General features: G+C 70.7%; 12 protein-coding genes. 7 read left to right on the top strand and 5 right to left on the bottom strand.

Annotated features, from left to right (window positions below; translation table 11 throughout):
* The first annotated feature begins 84 nt into the window (after positions 1-84).
* The 6 genes from ACIBH4_RS29365 to ACIBH4_RS29340 all read left to right on the top strand — a co-directional run bounded on the left by ACIBH4_RS29365 (position 85) and on the right by ACIBH4_RS29340 (position 9,715).
* Positions 85-2,016: an ATP-binding protein gene (locus tag ACIBH4_RS29365; protein WP_362765171.1), complete on the top strand. Its 1,932-nt coding sequence runs from the start codon at positions 85-87 to the stop codon at positions 2,014-2,016.
* An 85-nt stretch (positions 2,017-2,101) separates the two neighbouring features.
* Positions 2,102-3,568 (top strand): BTAD domain-containing putative transcriptional regulator, encoded by a 1,467-nt coding sequence (locus ACIBH4_RS29360; protein ID WP_362502018.1) that lies wholly within the window; start codon positions 2,102-2,104, stop codon positions 3,566-3,568.
* Between the two features lie 2 nt (positions 3,569-3,570).
* Positions 3,571-5,694, top strand: a complete 2,124-nt coding sequence (locus tag ACIBH4_RS29355) for a histidine kinase (RefSeq protein ID WP_362502016.1) — start codon at positions 3,571-3,573, stop codon at positions 5,692-5,694.
* A 60-nt stretch (positions 5,695-5,754) separates the two neighbouring features.
* Positions 5,755-6,810 (top strand): hypothetical protein, encoded by a 1,056-nt coding sequence (locus ACIBH4_RS29350; protein WP_362765174.1) that lies wholly within the window; start codon positions 5,755-5,757, stop codon positions 6,808-6,810.
* A gap of 289 nt (positions 6,811-7,099) precedes the next feature.
* Positions 7,100-7,498: a hypothetical protein gene (locus tag ACIBH4_RS29345; protein WP_362502012.1), complete on the top strand. Its 399-nt coding sequence runs from the start codon at positions 7,100-7,102 to the stop codon at positions 7,496-7,498.
* A gap of 432 nt (positions 7,499-7,930) precedes the next feature.
* Complete coding sequence (locus ACIBH4_RS29340) at positions 7,931-9,715, top strand: NAD+ synthase (RefSeq protein ID WP_362765177.1); 1,785 nt, start codon at positions 7,931-7,933, stop codon at positions 9,713-9,715.
* Positions 9,716-9,795: 80 nt separating this feature from the next.
* Here ACIBH4_RS29340 and ACIBH4_RS29335 read toward each other — a convergent pair whose 3' ends face one another.
* The 3 genes from ACIBH4_RS29335 to ACIBH4_RS29325 all read right to left on the bottom strand — a co-directional run bounded on the left by ACIBH4_RS29335 (position 9,796) and on the right by ACIBH4_RS29325 (position 13,305).
* Positions 9,796-10,422, bottom strand: a complete 627-nt coding sequence (locus ACIBH4_RS29335; protein WP_362502008.1) for a TetR/AcrR family transcriptional regulator — start codon at positions 10,420-10,422, stop codon at positions 9,796-9,798.
* 7 nt (positions 10,423-10,429) lie between these two features.
* Complete coding sequence (locus ACIBH4_RS29330; protein WP_362502006.1) at positions 10,430-11,992, bottom strand: MFS transporter; 1,563 nt, start codon at positions 11,990-11,992, stop codon at positions 10,430-10,432.
* A gap of 110 nt (positions 11,993-12,102) precedes the next feature.
* The gene (locus ACIBH4_RS29325) at positions 12,103-13,305 is read right to left on the bottom strand and encodes an MFS transporter (RefSeq protein ID WP_362765179.1); all 1,203 of its coding nucleotides are present in this window, start codon (positions 13,303-13,305) and stop codon (positions 12,103-12,105) included.
* 329 nt (positions 13,306-13,634) lie between these two features.
* Between ACIBH4_RS29325 and panB the strand changes: the two genes are divergently transcribed.
* Entirely contained in the window at positions 13,635-14,480 is an 846-nt protein-coding gene (panB, locus tag ACIBH4_RS29320; RefSeq protein WP_362765182.1) for a 3-methyl-2-oxobutanoate hydroxymethyltransferase, read from the top strand.
* Positions 14,481-14,608: 128 nt separating this feature from the next.
* On the opposite strand, the gene ACIBH4_RS29315 is transcribed toward panB, so the two are convergent.
* Positions 14,609-15,520: a threonine/serine dehydratase gene (locus ACIBH4_RS29315; RefSeq protein ID WP_362765185.1), complete on the bottom strand. Its 912-nt coding sequence runs from the start codon at positions 15,518-15,520 to the stop codon at positions 14,609-14,611.
* Positions 15,521-15,601: 81 nt separating this feature from the next.
* Positions 15,602-16,774, bottom strand: a complete 1,173-nt coding sequence (locus ACIBH4_RS29310) for an aminotransferase class I/II-fold pyridoxal phosphate-dependent enzyme (protein ID WP_362765188.1) — start codon at positions 16,772-16,774, stop codon at positions 15,602-15,604.
* Positions 16,775-16,890 lie beyond the last annotated feature (116 nt).

Raw genomic sequence — 16,890 nt, 5'->3', positions numbered from 1 at the left:
CGGTCTGCGCCGGTTAAGGTCCTTTTAAGCACGAAATGAAGGGCCGAAACCATCATGCGCGGGCTGTACCGTGTGGTCCCGACGGTGACGCCCGTCCAGAGCAGGGTGGTGGCGGTGCTCACCGCCACCGCGTCCGTGGCGATGGTGTGCGTCAACGTCTGGGTCACGGCGCGGCTCCCGCAGCCCTCCTACACACCGCTGCCGTTCGCGCCCGAGGACGTGGCAGGCGTCGCGTTCCCCATCCTCGGCGCGCTGCTGGTGTTCCAGCGGCCCCGGCTCGTCATCGGCTGGCTGCTCTGCCTGGGCGGACTGTGCTCCGCGCTGAACAGTCTCACGGTGAACCTCGCGCTCCTTGACGCGGGGCACCGACTGCTCCCTCAGGAGGCGGTCCGGACGGTCGCCGGGGTGAGCTGGAAGCTGGCCATCCTCTTCCTGGTCGTGCTGCTGCCGCTGCTCTATCCGGACGGGAGACCGCCGTCGCCGCGCTGGCGGGCGCTGGTGTGGGTCTCCGTCGCCGTCCTGTGCGCCGACGTGTTCCTCATGGACCTCATGTCTCTCGACGGGCAGCGGTACACGAGTTCCGACCCCCACCCGCTGCGGTTCTCGCTGGACATGCTCACCAACGCGATCATGATCCTCGCCTTCGCCTCGCTCGCCGCGAGGTTCCGGCGGGCCGGCCGCGAGGAGCGCCGGCAGATCCTCTGGACGCTGATAGCGCTCGCCACCGTCATCGTCCCCTGGGTGATCGGCAATCCGGTGTGGTGGCTCACGTCGTTCACGATCCCGCTCGTCCCGGTCGCGATCACCTTCTCGGTGCTGCGGCACCGCCTCTACGGGATCGACACGCTCATCACCAGGACGCTGGTCGGCGCGGGCCTCGTCGGCGTGATCGGCGGGGTCTACGTGGCGGTGGGCACCGCCTCCAGCCTGTTCCTGTCGGATGTGGACCGGATCGGCGGCCTGGTCGCCGCGCTCTGCGCGGGGGTGTTCTTCCATCCGATGCGGCGTCTGCTCCAGCGTGGCGCCGACCGCCTCCTGTACGGCGGCAGGGGCGACCCGGTGGCGCTGGCCGCCGGACTCGGCCGCAGGCTCCAGCGCATCGACCCCGAGGCCGGCCTGGCAGCGGCCCTGGACGTGCTGCGCGACGGCCTGGCGGTCACCGGCGCCGGCGTGCGCTTCCAGGGCGGCTGGCCCGAGGAGGTGACGGTGGGGACGCTGGAGGAGGTGACGCGCGACATCCGGCTGGTCTGGCACGGCGAACCCGTCGGGCGTCTGCTCATCGGCCCGCCGGGGGCCCGGCGCCTGCCCGCCGCGCACAACGAACGGGTCATCGCAGCGCTCACGCCGTACGTGGCCGACGCGGCCCACGCGGTCCGGCTGGTCGGCGCGCTGCGGCGCTCCCGGGAGCGCATCGTCACCACCCGCGAGGAGGAGCGCCGCCGCCTCCGCCGCGACCTGCACGACGGTCTCGGCCAGTCGCTCAGTGGGATGGCGATGTCCATCAACGCGGCCAGGCTCTCCCTGCGCGCCTCCCCCGAGACGGCCGAACGCATGCTCGGCGAGCTGCGCTCCGGCATGGACAGCGTCACCGGCGACATCAGACACCTGGTGTACGGCCTGCGCCCGCCCGCGCTGGACGATCTCGGCCTGGCCGGGGCCGTGGCGGAGATGGCGGGCCCCGGCGTCACCGTCGAGGTGAGGGGCGAGCTGCCGGGACTGCCCGCCGCGACCGAGGTCGCCGCGTACCGCATCGTGCAGGAGGCGCTGACCAACGCGCGCAGGCACGCGGGGGCCGCGACGGTGCGGGTGTCGCTGGAGCGGGGCGAGGACGACCTGAGCGTCCGGGTGCGCGACGACGGGATCGGCCTGCCCTCCGGACGCCGTTCGGGGGTCGGGCTGGCCTCGATGCGCGAGCGCGCCGCCGAACTGGGCGGGACATGCGTGATCACAACGCCCCCCGAGGGGGGAACCGTGGTCGAAGCGATACTTCCGGTGAACTTGAATGTGGAGATCTGACCACGGATGATTTCTTACGGCCTGCGAACGATGGTGAGTATTGCTCTATGAGGTTGGTCCAGGTAGCCCTACCCTTACGCCTGCAATGCTGACATTTCGTGCTCTCGGACCGTTCCAAGCGCGTCACGGCGAGACGTCACTCGACCTCGGAGGCCAGCGCCAGATGGCGGTGCTGGCCCGGCTCCTCGTGGCCGGGGGCCGTGCCGTTCCCGTGACCATGCTCATCGACGAGCTGTGGCCCGGCGAGCCTCCCGCCCAGGCCCTGTCGACCATCCAGGGATACGTGTCGCGGCTGCGGCGTGCCCTGGAGCCCGGCCGCGCACCCCGCGAGGAGGCCGAGGTCCTGGTCTCCGCCCCGCCGGGGTACGCGCTGCGCGCCTCGCCGGGCCAGGTGGACGCCTGGAGTTTCGAGAGCGCGGTCAAGACGAGCGGCGAGCCCGCCGAGGTGTGGGAGCGCCTGGATACCGCCCTCGCGCTCTGGCGCGGCCCGGCCCTGGCCGAGTTCTCCGACCTGCCCTGGGCCGTGAGCGAGGCCGGCAGGTTGGAGGAGCTGCGGCTGATCGCGGTCGAGCGCCGCGCCGACGCGGGACTCCTCCTGGGACACTCCGGCGCCCTGGTCGCCGACCTGGAGGCACACGCCTCGGCGCACCCGCTGCGTGAGGAGGCCTGGCGGCTGCTCGCGCTGGCCCTGTACCGCAACGGCAGGCAGGGGGACGCGCTGGGAGCGCTGCGGCGTGCCAGGGCGCTGCTCCGCGACGAGCTCGGCCTCGACCTGGGCGCCCCCCTGCAGCGCCTGGAGTCCGACATGCTGGCCCAGGCCGTCCACCTCGACCCGCCCGCCGAGGTCGTGCGGACCGCGAAGCCCGCCGTGGAACGGGGACCGGCACTGCCGGGGCTGCGGGTCGTCGTGGTGGACGACCAGGCGCTGGTCCGCACCGGCCTGCGCGTGGTGCTCGACAGCGAGCCCGGCTTCGAGCTGGTCGGGGAGGCCGAGAACGGCGAGCAGGCGATCGCGGTCGTCAAGGAGACCTCTCCCGACCTGGTGCTGATGGACATCCAGATGCCCAGGCTGGACGGGCTGACCGCAGCGCGGAGGATCCTGACCGACGAGGCGCCGCCGAAGGTCATCATGATGACCACCTTCGGCACGGACGACAACCTCTACGCGGCGCTGCGGGCCGGGGTGAGCGGATTCGTCCTCAAGACGTCGGCTCCCGAGCAGTTCATCACCGCGATGCGGGCCGCGCAGGCCGGTGACGCGCTGATCGACCCCGCCGTCACCACCCGCCTGATCGCGGCCTTCGCCGGCCGCACCGACCCGTCGGCACCGCCCGGCCTCGCCGGGCTCGGCGACGCGGAACTCGACCTGATGAAGCTGGTCGCCCGAGGACTGACCAACCGGCAGATCGCGGCGACCCTCGCGGTCCCCGAGGGGTCGGTCTCGCGGTCGGTGCTCAGGCTGCTCGACCACCTCGGGCTGTTCGACCGTGCCCAACTCGTCGTCACGGCGTACGAGTCCGGGCTGGTCAACCCCGGCGACGTGGGCAGATAGGGATGCGTCCGCGGCCGCGCGACCGGAGCCGGACGCTCGACGGCGCCGACGGTGTGCCCAGGCCTGTCGTGGACGCGGTCACCGTGACCGAGGACGCCTCCGCCTGGCCCGCCGTCTCGCCGGTGCGCGCTCTGCTGCGCTCCCCGGCGCGGCTCGCCGCCGTCTCGGCGGCGCTTCTCTCGGTGGGGCTCACCGTCGTCGGCCTCGTGCTCCGTCTCGACCTGCCGCCCGGCTGGCGACCGCAGGTGCCCGCCACTCCCGACCTCGCGGCGGGGCTGACGTTCCCCGTGGTGGGCGCATTCCTGCTGGCACACCGCTCGCGCCCGGTCACGGCGTGGCTGATGTGCGTGGGCGGCCTGATGTGCGCCGTCAACGCGTTCTCCGAGGCGGCGATGTTCACCTTCGCCGCGGCGGGCGAGATGGAGTCCGCCGGCTACCTCCGCCTGAGCATGGTCACGGGGAAGGTTGTCGGCGGGTTCCTGCTCGCGATCCTGCTCCCGCTGTACTCCCCGGACGGCCGGCTGCCCTCGCGGCGGTGGTGGCCGCTGGTGGCGGCCGGCATGGTCGTGTTCACGGCGAACCTGCTGCTGAACCTCACCCGCCCCGACCCCGACCCCGCGCTCTACCCCTGGCCCGAGATCATTCCCAACCCGCTCGTGCTGGGCCTCCTCGCCCCGTACAACCTTGCTGCGCGCGAGCTGGTCGCCGTCCTGGTCTCGGCGCTCGCGGTCCTCGCGCTGGTCTCCATGGTGCTGCGCTTCCGGCGGGCGGGCCCGGAGTTGCGCCGCCAGATCGCCTGGCCGATCTTCGCGTTCGCCGTCTACGTCGCCTTCCTGCTCGCCGGCCCCGACTGGTGGCTGGCCGGGACGATCTGGACCGGGCTCATCCCGGGGGCCATCGTCTTCTCGGTGCTGCGCTACCGGCTCTACGGCATCGACACGGTGGTCAGCCGCGCCTTCGTCGCCGCCGGGCTGATCGCCGCGGTCAGCGCCATGTACGCGGTCGGCGCGGTCGCCGGGCTGGCGCTGTCGGGATACGACCGGATCGGCGGCCTGATCGCGGCCCTGCTCGCCGGGGTCGTCTTCCATCCGCTCCGGCACAGGCTCAGGCGCCTGGTCGACCGGCTCATGTACGGCACGCACGGCGACCCGCGGGCGCTCGCCGCGCTGCTGGCCAGGGAGGTCCGCGAGACCGAGCCCGCCAACGCGCTCGCCGCCGTCGCAGCCGTGATCAAGGACGGGCTGAGCGTCACCGGTGTCGCCGTCGAGGTCTACGGGCCCGGCTCCAGGCAGGTCCAGGTCGGTCTGCTGGGCCCTGAGCCGCGCGAGGTGCCGCTGGTCTGGCACGGCGAGCCGGTCGGGCGACTGCTGCTCGGCGCCCCGGGCCCTCGCAGGTTCGCCGCCGCGCACAACGACCGCCTGGTCGCGGTGGCGGTCCCGTACGTCGCCGACGTGGCGCACGCCGTACGGATGACCGCCGACCTGCAGCGTTCCCGGGAACGCATCCTCACCGCCCGTGAGGAGGAGCGCCGCCGCCTGCGCAGGGACCTGCACGACGGGCTCGGCCACGCGCTGACCGAGATGGCCATGTCGATCAACATGGCCAGGATCAGCCTGCGCACCGCTCCCGCCTCGGCGGACAGGCTCCTGCTCGAACTGCGAAGCGGCATGGACGCGGTCAGCCAGGAGATCAGGGAACTGGTGTACGGCCTGCGCCCGCCCACCCTCGACGAGCTCGGCCTGGCGGGGGCCGTGCGTGCGCTCGCGCAGGAAGGCAGGCCACGGGTCGCGGTGGAGATCGAGGGCGACCTGTCGGATCTGCCCGCGGCGGCCGAGGTGGCCGCGTACCGCATCGCGCAGGAAGGACTCACCAACATCCGCAAGCACGCGGGGGCCAGTTCGGCGGTGATCTCGCTGCGGCGCGGGGAGTCGCTCGTGGTCCGTGTCCAGGACGACGGGAGCGGGTTGCCCTCGGGACCTCGCTCGGGGGTGGGACTGCTGTCCATGCGCGAGCGGGCCGCCGAGCTGGGCGGCACCTGCGTGATCGAGTCGGCGCCCGAGGGCGGAACGGTCGTGGAGGCCGTGCTGCCGATCCCCTCGACTCCGATCGCGGCGGGCCGCGTGTAAACCTTTTCGCCTTCTCGGGGCTCTAACCAGCCGTTGAGGAATTCACCCGAGGAGATCCCCTTGAAGCACTGGGCCCTGGCCACCGGCGTCGCACTCGCCCTGACGGCCGTCGTCACCACTCCTGCCCTCGCCGAGGGCACCGAGGGCTTCGGGGCGGCGGCCGGATCCTTTGGTGAGACCGGAGGAACGGCTGGAGGCCCTGGGGGAACGGCCCAATCCACCGGGAACATCGACGCTGCGGCCGAGTCCACCGGAGGCACCGCGCCCAGGGCGATCTCGAACGCGACCGCGGCCCCGGTCTCGGGCGCCGTCTACTTCCGCCACGGGGGAAGCGGAGTCGAGGTGCTGACGTACCGGGGAGGCCGGAGCAGCGGCGGCCTGACCGCCGGCGCCGGCGCCTTCGCCGGCCAGTTCGCGGTCGCGCCCGACGGCCGGAGGATCGCCTGGATCGACGACAAGAACAGGTTGCGCGTCACATCGGCCAACGGACCCCGCACGGGCACGGTGATCGCCAAGAACGCCGCCTTCGGCGGCCCGTGTCTCACCCCCGCCTGGTCTGCCGACGGCAAGCGGATCGCCTACCCGGTGAAGGGCAATGGCGAGGCGATGACGGTCGCCGTGATCGGCCCCGACGGCAGGGGCCGGTTCAACGCCGGGAAGACCTCCGGCCCCTGCCATCTGACCTGGTCGGCCGACGGCAGGACCCTCGCCGGGTACGCGGGCGACACGGACGGCGTCCACCTCCTGGACACCAGGCGGCGGATCTCCAGCCGCGCCCCGGGTGTCAGGCTCGCCAACCACGTGGAGAGCCTGTCACCCGACGGCCGCAGGGTGGTGGTCAACGCCATCGGCGCGAACGCCCCGGGTGGCGACGGCTCCTGGCCCCTGTCGTTCACCCCGTCGATCTACGACACCAGGACCGGCGCGAAGGTCGCCATCCCGGTCAAGGGGCGGCTGCTGGGCGCGCGCTATCTGCGCGACGGACGTCTGGCGGTCCGCGTCAAGGGCACGGCCGCCAACACGATCGTGGTCCTCTCCCGCTCGGGCAAGGAGATCCAGCGGGTGGCCGAGCCCGCATGGGCGAAGAACCTCGGACTGCTCTGGCTCCTCGGCTGACAGGTCCCCTGCGGCGTCTTCCCCGTGGCGTCACGAATGACACCCGGATCTCATCGCGTCTTTTCGGCTCACAAGTCGATTAATGCCTACATGCATTAAGAAATCACATTCCCCGGAAAGTTGCCACAGTAAATAAAAGCCAGGCAAAATCAGCCCCCTCTTAACTTACTCCGAAAATAAGGAAATGAGAGCTCGGGTCCTTTGGTCCGATACGGCTTACCTATATGTTTCCCCCTAGATCATGGCCGTGGGCGGACTCCGCCCACGGCCCGAACAAAAGGGGAAAACCATGTACGGCAAGCGGCAGCTGATGGTGATCGGCCCAACGCTTCTCGCGGCACTCGCCCTCGGACCTGTCTCGTTCTCCTATGCCTCGCCCGCGCCGGACCCCGAGCAGGCCGTGACGGTGAACACCGCGCAGAACGAGACCATGACGGACCCGATCACATCAGCGGAAACATCGGATTCGGCGGCCTTGACGGATTCCGCGGATTCCGCGGATTCCGGGGAATCCGCGGAAGACCCGAACGACTACTGGCGGGGATACAGGAACGGTTACCGGGCCGCCGCACAGGACTGTCGCAGGACCAGGTCGCGGAGCTACGGCGGGCCGCCCAGCGACTACGACAGGGGCTGGTTGGACGGCTACGACGCCGGATACGCCCGCTTCTGCTGGTCGACGAACTGAGAACGCCGTCACCGACGGACGGCGTCACGGCTCTCGACCGTGATCGGCAGGCACCGCCGCGCTCAAGGCGAAGCGAGGCGAGCACGGGCGTGACGGTCCGGGTGATCCCGCGACCTTGCTGACCTTCCTCATCCCGGTGATCCCATTGGTCCCGGCGCGATCCGGGCGATCCTGGCGATCCCTGGAAAGACAGGAACGGCCGGTCGCGAAACCCGGTGGAAGGCCTCGCCCGGCGGGTCCGAATGTTCGTCGAACGTCCGTGGAGGTCACGGAGTCGCGAACGACCTCGCCGAAAGCCCACCGGGCGTCGGCGAGGCCGGCGCCGGAGGAACGCGGGACGGTCCCACGGCGGAGGTCCGCGCTCATTCACCGGTCACCGAGGAGGGATCACCCAAAGGGCACCTTCCTGGTACGCCCTCATAGGATGGCCACGTGGCTCAACTCCGTATCGCCCTGGCCCAGACCAATCCCGCTGTCGGCGACCTGGCCGCCAACACGGACAAGCTCGTCGAGTGGACCCGCCGCGCCGCAGACCGAGGCGCGCACCTGGTCGTCTTCACCGAGATGTTCCTGACCGGATATCCCGTCGAGGACCTCGTGTTGCGCACCTCGTTCGTGGAGGCGTCGATCGCCGCGATCGAGGAGGCCGCGCGACGACTGGCGAAGGCGGGACTCGGCGAGATCCCCGTGGTGGTCGGCTACGTGGACCGCGCGAGGCTCGCCCCGCGCGTCGGCCAGCCCAAGGGCGCCCCGCTCGACGCGGCCGCGCTGCTGCACCGGGGCCGGGTGGTCGTCAAGACCGCCAAGCACCACCTGCCGAACTACGGCGTCTTCGACGAGTTCCGCTACTTCGTCCGCGGCGACCGGCTGCCGATCTTCCGGCTGCACGGTGTCGACGTGGCGATCGCGGTCTGCGAGGACCTCTGGCAGGAGGGCGGTCCCGTCGCGGTGGTGGCCGAGGCCGGAGCCGGGCTGCTGGTGGTGCCGAACGCCTCCCCGTACGAGAAGGAGAAGGACGACGTACGCCTGGAGCTGGTGGCCAGGCGCGCCCGCGAGGCCGGATGCGCCCTCGCCTACGTCAACCAGGTCGGCGGCCAGGACGAGCTGGTCTTCGACGGAGACTCACTGGTCGTCTCCGCCTCCGGCGAACTGGTCGCGCGCGCGGCGCGATTCTCCGAGGAACTGCTGGTCACGGACCTGGAGCTGCCCGACGCCAGGTACGGAGGACTCGGCACCTTCCAGACGGACGCCGAGGACGGCACCGTGATCACGGTGGATCGGCTTGAGCTGTCGGCCCGCCCCGTCGAGCCGTACCAGCCGCAGCCCCCCACGATCGCCGAGCAGCTCGACGACACCGCCGAGGTCTACTCCGCGCTCGTCCTCGCGGTCCGCGACTACGTCGCCAAGAACGGCTTCCAGTCGGTGATCCTCGGTCTGTCCGGCGGCATCGACTCGGCGCTCACCGCCACGATCGCCTCCGACGCCGTCGGCCCCGACCGGGTGCACGTGGTGCTGATGCCCTCCCGCTACTCCTCCGACCACTCGGTGAGCGACGCCCAGGAGCTGGTCGACCGGCAGGGGATCAACGCCACGACCGTGCCGATCGCCGAGATCGTGAGCGGCTTCGAGAAGGAGATCGAGCTCACCGGCCTGGCCTCGGAGAACCTTCAGGCCCGGGTGCGCGGCATGATCCTGATGGGCCTGTCCAACGAGCACGGCCACCTCGTCCTCACCACCGGCAACAAGAGCGAGCTCGCCACCGGTTACTCCACCCTCTACGGCGACTCCGCGGGCGGCTTCGCCCCCATCAAGGACGTGCTCAAGACCTTCGTCTGGGAGCTGTCGCGCTGGCGCAACGCCCAGGCGGGCCGGTCGGGCGAGTTCCTGCACCCCTTCACGGTGCCGCCGATTCCGGAGAGCTCGATCGAGAAGGAGCCCAGCGCGGAGCTCCGCCCCGACCAGCGCGACACCGACTCCCTGCCGGAGTACGGGATCCTGGACCGGCTGCTGGACGACTACGTCGAAAAGGACATGGGCTCCGCCGAGCTCGTCGCCGCCGGACACGACCCGGCCCTGGTCGCCAGGGTGATCCGCCTGGTCGACCTGGCCGAGTACAAGCGCCGCCAGTATCCCCCGGGTCCGAAGATCACCCCCAAGAACTTCGGCCGCGACCGCCGCCTCCCCATCACCAACCGCTGGCGCGAGCCCACCGTCTGACACCCGGGCAAGGGCCCTGTGGGAACACCGCGGGAAAACCGTGCGCGGCCCGTACCCGTGCGCGGCCCGTACGGGAACCCTCAGGGGCCGAGGCCCGCCAGGAGGTGGTCGACGATCCGTTCGGCCAGGTCGGAGGAACCTGCGGCCTCGCCGCCCCCCTCGGTGCGGACGTACCACATGACGGTGCCGACCAGGTTCGCCATCGCGATGGGGACGTCGAGGTCGGCCCGCAGTTCGCCGGTGGCGACGCCGCGTCGCAGCAGGGCGGCGATCGCCGCCCTGCGCGGCTCGATGGTCGCCCGGTGGATGCGCTCCACCAGGCGGGGGTGCCGTTCGGCCTCGTTCATCGCGATGTTCATCACGCAGCGGTTGCGCGCGTCGCACGCGTCGCGCAGCATCACCCGCGCGTAGACGATGAGATCGTCTCGGACCGAGACGCCCGCGAGCGGAGGCAGCGGCGTCTTGAGGGTCGACAGCGCGTCGACGAGCAGATCTTCCTTGTTCGACCATCGCCGGTAGATCGTGGTCTTGCCGACCCCCGCGCGGGCGGCGATCGCCTCGATCGACAGCTCGGAGAGGCCGACGCTCTCCCCGACCAGGTCGAGGGTCGCGTCGATGATGGCCTTCTCTGCCCTGGCGCTGCGGGGACGGCCCGCGGGGCGGGGCGTCTGAGCTCCGGCTGCCTGAAACTCGTCGGTGGTCGTCATGGCGTCTCTACACTACCGCCGGTTCCTTCTCAGGGCTGATCGCGTCGGGAACGGCGGCCCCGGAGGACTTGCCGGGCAGCCACCTGAACACCACCAGGGCTCCGAGCAGCGCGATGACCGCGGAGACGAGGGCGGTGACGTGCATGCCCTCGATGAAGGCGAGCTTGGCCGGTTCGATGAGCGCCGCGCCCTGGGCGCCGAGGCCCTGGGCCACGCCGAGCGTGCCGGTCAGGGACTCGCCCGCGATGTGCTTGAGCTGATCGGGCAGACCGGTCAGGGCCGGGGCGATCTGGTCGCGGTAGGTGGCCGAGAGCAGCGAGCCGAGGAGCGCGACACCGAGCGCACCGGCCACCTGGCGGACGGTGTTGCTCATGGCCGAGCCGACGCCGGCCTTCTCCCTGGGGAGCGCCTCCATGATCGCGGTGGTCGCCGGAGGCATGATGTTCGCCATCGCCGCACCCTGGACGAAGAACACGATCTCCAGCAGGACGATCGGGGTGTGCTGGTCCATCAGCGCGTACGAGGCGAGCGCGCCGGCCACGACGACCATGCTGACGGTGGCGCTCAGCTTGCCGCCGAAGCGGGCGGCCATCTGCTGGCTCAGCGGGGCGAAGATGAGCTGCGCGGCGGCGAAGGGGATCATCAGGGCGCCCGCCTGCAATGCGCTGAAGCCCAGCACGATCTGCAGGTAGAAGACCAGGAAGAACATCGCGCCCATCATCGCGAAGAACACGATGCCGATCATGCCGACCGCGGTGGCGAAGCGCGGGTCGCGGAAGTAGCCGACGTCGAAGGCCGGGTGGTCGATGCGGCGCTCGTACCAGACGAAGGCGGCGAGCACGAGGATGCCGAGGATCGTCGGGACGAGCACCTCGGCGCTGGCGATCGTGGCCAGTTCCCCGCCCCGGATGATGCCGTAGGTGACGGCGACGAGGCCGACGATGGAGAGGACCACGCCGATCGGGTCGAGCCTGGAGGGCTTGGGGTCACGCGACTCGGGCACCACCAGGCTGATGAGCACCATGCTGACCAGCACGATCGGCAGGTTGATCAGGAAGACCGAGCCCCACCAGAAGTGCTCGATGAGCAGACCACCGGTGATCGGGCCGATCGCCACGGCCAGGCCCACCCCGCCGGCCCAGATCCCGATCGCCTTGCCGCGCTCCCGTGGGGGAAAGACGTTGGAGATGATCGCCAGCGTGGCCGGCATGATCGCGGCTCCGCCGATGCCCATGAACGCGCGGGCGACGATCAGCTGCATGGGGTCCTGAGCGTAGGCGCTGGCCAGCGAGGCGAGCCCGAAGAGGACCATGCCGACCATGAGCATGCGCTTGCGTCCGGTGCGGTCGCCGATCACCCCGAAGGTGAACAGCAGGCCCGCGAACACGAGCGTGTAGGAGTTGATCGCCCATTCCAGCTGACTCTGGGTGGCACCCAGACCTGCCACGGGGTCCGCGATCGTCTTCAGTGCGACGTTGAGGATGGTGTTGTCGATCACGACCGCGAGGAGGCTGAAGACCAGCACCCCAAGGATCTGCCACCGCCGCGGGTGGCCGAGCTGTTGTTCCACGAAAGGCCCCGTATTCGATACGCTTGAGTTTCGAAACACCACCGTAGCGCTGGCTTTTACGATACGCAACCGTATCGTTTCGTATTTATCGTGAAATGTCCTGACCAAGGTCAGGCGGCCATCGGGACGGGCTTCTCGACCACGGCCGCGGTGCGCCGCCAGAACGGCAGCGCGACCAGCACCATCACCACACCGACCAGCCCGGCGGCGGCGAAGGCCCAGCCGGGACCGGAACCGTCGATGATCACGCCCGCGATGGGCGCCGCGGCGCCCCCGCCGAGCAGCAGCGCCGTGCCGTGCAGGCCCATCGCCTCACCCCGGGCCCCGACGGGCACCCAGCGGCTCACGGCCTCGATCGTGGAGGAGAGCGCGGGGGCGCACAGCACCCCGGCGGGCAGCAGGGCGAGGACCAGCCAGTGCCAGTCGCCGCCGACCAGCCCGACGGGGATGGTGAGGGCGCCCATGGCACCGATCAGGACCAGTGGCGACACCCCTCGGGGCAGCATGCCGTACACGAAGCCGCCTATCAGCGAGTAGGCGCACCACAGGCCGATCGCCAGCCCGATCCACGCGGTGTCGCCGCCCCGCTGCATCGTCGCGACCAGGGAGAGCTCGGTGGCGGCGAGCACGAAGGTCGCCGCGGCGACCGTGCCGAGCAGCCCGAGCATGCCCGGGGTGAGCCACCGGCGCCGAGGGATCCTCCCCTGCGGCTTCCGGAGCTCCTCGTCCGAGCGGACGGGCGGGTTCAGCACGATCAGCGTCGCCCCCGAGACGACCAGACCCGCCGCGACGATGCCCATGGTGGGCATGCTGCCGAGGAGGGTCACCCCCGCGACCGCCAGAGCCGGACCTGTCATGTAGGAGACTTCAACGATCATGGAGTCGAGGGAGAAACCCATCCTGCGCTGGTCGACCGGGACCAGCGCCGCGAGACACTGCCTGATCACGCTGAACACCGGGAGGCTGAGCAGGCCCGCGGGCACCGAGGCCGCGAGCAGCAGGGGGAACGGCATCGCCCACGCGGTGGACCAGAAGGCGAGCTGGGCGAGTGTGGTCACCACCAGCACCGGGCGCAGACCATGACTGTCGACGAACCTTCCGGCCAGCGGAGAGCCGACCGCCATCCCCACCGTGCTCGCCATCGTCACCAGACCCGCCGCGGCGAACCCGAGGCCGAGCCCACTGGGATCGACGACGTGCATCGTCAGCGTGATGGCGATCGCGGTCGAGGGGATGCGGGCGACCATCCCGACCAACAGCAACGACCGCACGCCCGGAATCGCCAGCAGGCGACGGTAAGGTTCGAAAGCCATTGTGATTACTTACCTCCGCGAGCATTGTGCCGCACACCCCCGACACTTCCGCCACCGGATTACCGCGCCCACACCCTCGAAGGGCGCGGCGTATCACCCCGGTCTCCCTCATGTACGCCGCACATCACCCCGACAACCCCAAAAAAACACAATCCGTCACGGCAAATAACAATATGTCACAGGATCAACCGTACGAACGTGTTGTACTCCACCCATATCTCTCCGGATTACCAGGCCGATCGGGGCTGTTGCACCTGTCGTACGCGTGCAATCATCGGAACCGTCCGGGGACGCCACAGGGGCGCCTCGAGACTTCATTGGAGGGTCCCATGTCCTCTTCCGTCCCCAACCGGCCGACCTCCCTCTACGGCGGCCAGGCTGGACGAAGGATCACCGTGCGCGACGTCGCCGCCGCCAAGGAGCGCGGCGAGCGATGGCCGATGGTCACCGCGTACGACGCCATGACCGCCAGGGTCTTCGACGAGGCCGGCATCCCCGTCCTGCTCGTCGGCGACTCGGCCGCCATGGTCGTGTACGGGTACGACTCGACGCTGCCCGTCTCGGTGGACGACCTCATGCCCCTGACGGCGGCCGTGGTCCGCGGCTCCTCCCGGGCGATGGTCGTGGCCGACCTGCCGTTCGGCTCCTACCAGTCCTCCCCCCAGCAGGCCCTGGAGACGGCCGCCCGCTTCATGAAGGAGGCGGGAGCCCACGCCGTCAAGCTTGAGGGCGGGCGGCGGGTGCTCCCTCAGGTCGAGGCCCTGGTCTCGGCCGGCATCCCGGTGATGGCCCACCTGGGTCTGACCCCCCAGTCGGTGAACACCCTCGGCGGTTACCGCGTACAGGGCCGCGGCCAGTCGGGCGACGAGCTGATGGCCGACGCCAAGGACCTGGAGTACGCCGGCGCGTTCTCCGTGGTCCTGGAATGCGTGCCCACGGACCTGGCCGAGCGGGTCACCGCGTCCCTGTCGATCCCCACGATCGGCATCGGTGCCGGGCCCGGCACCGACGCGCAGGTCCTCGTCTGGCAGGACCTGATGGGCCTGACCCCGAGCCCCGCCAAGTTCGTCAAGAAGTACTTCGACCTCGCCCACGAGATGGACAGGGCGGTGCGCAGCTTCGCCGACGAGGTGTCGACCGGCGCCTTCCCCACCGCCGAGCACAGCTACCGCTGACGGTCCCCGGACACCGCGCGGCCCGGTGACCGTGTCACCGGGGTCACCGGGGTCACCGGGGTTACCGAGCCGCCTCGGCCATCCCGAGGCGGCTCCCCCGCGTGGTCCACGCGGCCGCGTGCGAGGGATCAGACGAGTGTGGCGGGATCGGTGTTGGCGCCGCACACGATGACGGCCACCCGCTCGCCGGGGGCCGGGGTGTGGACGCCGGACAGCAGGGCCGCGTACGCCGCGGCTCCCGCGTGCTCGGCGGCGATCCGGTGGCTCCGCCACAGCTCGCGCCGCGCCTCGACGATGGCCTCGTCGGAGACGAGGAGGCTCCGCACCCCCGCCGCGCTCGTGATCTCGTAGGCGATCTCGCCCGCCCGGCTCGCGCCCAGGGCGTCGGCCCCCACCCCGGAGACCTCGACGCCGACCGGCCCGCCCGCCTCCAGCGCCCGGTGCAGGGTCGGGATGAGCTCGGGCTCGACGGTGATCACGCGGGCGCGGCCACCGAGTGCGACGGTGACACCGGCGACGAGCCCGCCGCCTCCGACCGCGACGATCACCGTGTCGACTCCCCCGATCTGCTCCAGGACCTCCAGGCCCACCGTGCCCTGTCCCGCGACCACCTCGGCCTGGTCGTAGGCGTGGATGTCCAGGGCACCTGTCTCGGCCGCGCGCTTGACCGACGCCTCGTACGCCTCGGCGTAGACATCGCCGATCTGGGTCACCCGCGCGCCGAGCGCGCGCAGCCCGGCGACCTTCACCGGACTGGAGACCGTCGGCACGAACACCTCCGCCCGGACGCCGAGGCTGCGTGCCACGTACGCCACCGCCAGGCCGTGGTTGCCCCCGCTCGCCGCGATCAGCCCGGCCTCGGGGATCTCTCCGCAGGCCAGAGCGCGGTTGAAGCCTCCCCGCGTCTTGAACGACCCCGAATGCTGCAACCCCTCCAGCTTCAGGAACAACCCCGGTGACACCTCGACCACCGGCGTGCGCAGGACATGTCCCGCGATGCGCTCGGCGGCCCGTTCCACATCCTCGATCGACACCCTCATGCGTGCTCCCTCCCGGAAACGATCAGGAAGCGGCCCCGTGCCGCGGTGCGGGAGTCACCGATGATCGGGTTTCCCGCGGTTTCAGGCAAGAGCCTGCTCGAAGTCGGCCCACAGGTCCTCGACGTGCTCGATGCCGACCGCCACCCGCACGGTACCCTCTCCGATCCCGTGTCTGGCGAGTTCCTCTGCCGTGAGGGAGAGGTGGGAGGTCGTCGCGGGATGCAGGATGAGCGTCTCGACGCCGCCGAGGGACGGGGCGAGCAGGGCCAGCTTCACCGAACTCATGAACCGCTCCCCCGCCTCCCGCCCGCCGGCCAGGTCGAAGGAGAAGACTCCCCCGAAGTCCGGCAGGAGCTTGGCCGCCAGCTCGTAGGAGGGGTGGGAGGGCAGTCCCGGCCAGTGCACGACGGAGACGGCGGGGTGGGCGTTCAGGCGGTTGGCCAGCTCGCGGGCGTTGGAGCAGTGGCGCTCCATCCGCAGCGGCAGTGTCTGGATGCCGCGCAGGGTGAGCCAGGCGGCGAACGGGTCCGCGCTGGCGCCCAGCTTGACGTTGAAGGCCCACACCTTGCGGTACAGCTCGTCGGAGGCGAAGACGGCGATCCCGCCGAGCACGTCGGTGTGGCCGCTCAGGTACTTCGTCGTGGAGTGCACCACGATGTCGGCGCCGTGCTCTATCGGCCTGCACAGGATCGGGGAGGCGAAGGTGTTGTCGACCACGGAGATCAGTCCGGCCTCGCGGGCCGCGGCGCACATGCCCGGCAGGTCGGCGACCTGGGTCACCGGGTTGGCGATGGTCTCCAGATAGACGAGCCTCGTCTCGGGCCTCACGGCCGCGCGCAGCGCCGCCGGGTCGTCCTCGGGCACGTAGGAGACCTCGATCTGGAACCGCCCCACCAGGTCGTTGATCATCCCGGCGGTGCCGCCGTAGAGCGGCTTCTGCGCGATCAGGTGGTCGCCGGGCTTCAGCAGCCCGAGCAGTACGGAGTTGATCGCGCCCATCCCGGAGCCGGTGGCCACGGCGCCGACGCCGCCCTCCAGTCCGGCGACGGCCTCCTCAAGGGAGCGGACCGTCGGGTTCGACAGTCGCCCGTAGACGAAGGCTCCGTCCGGGCGGCCCATCCCGTCGGCGAAAACGGCCGGATCGTCGAAGACGAACCCGGAGGTCTGGTAGAGCGGCACCGCGATGGGACGGCTGCCGTTCAGAGGCGGCTGGGGCAGGTGGACGGTACGGGTCTCCGGACGAAAATCAGTCATGCGCCCCTCCGGACGAGAATCAGTCATGCGTCAAGAATGTCCGGCCAACGAGCTACTTGTCAGATCCAATCAGGCAAGATTGGCCCGGTTTGAGGGTCGGATCCCGCCAAGCGACC

Origin of the sequence: Streptosporangium sp. NPDC050284, assembly GCF_044459525.1 — a bacterium.
Taxonomy (GTDB): Bacteria; Actinomycetota; Actinomycetes; order Streptosporangiales; family Streptosporangiaceae; genus Streptosporangium.
The sequence above is the reverse complement of the archived record's forward strand: the minus strand, read 5'-3'. Positions and strand labels throughout refer to the sequence as shown.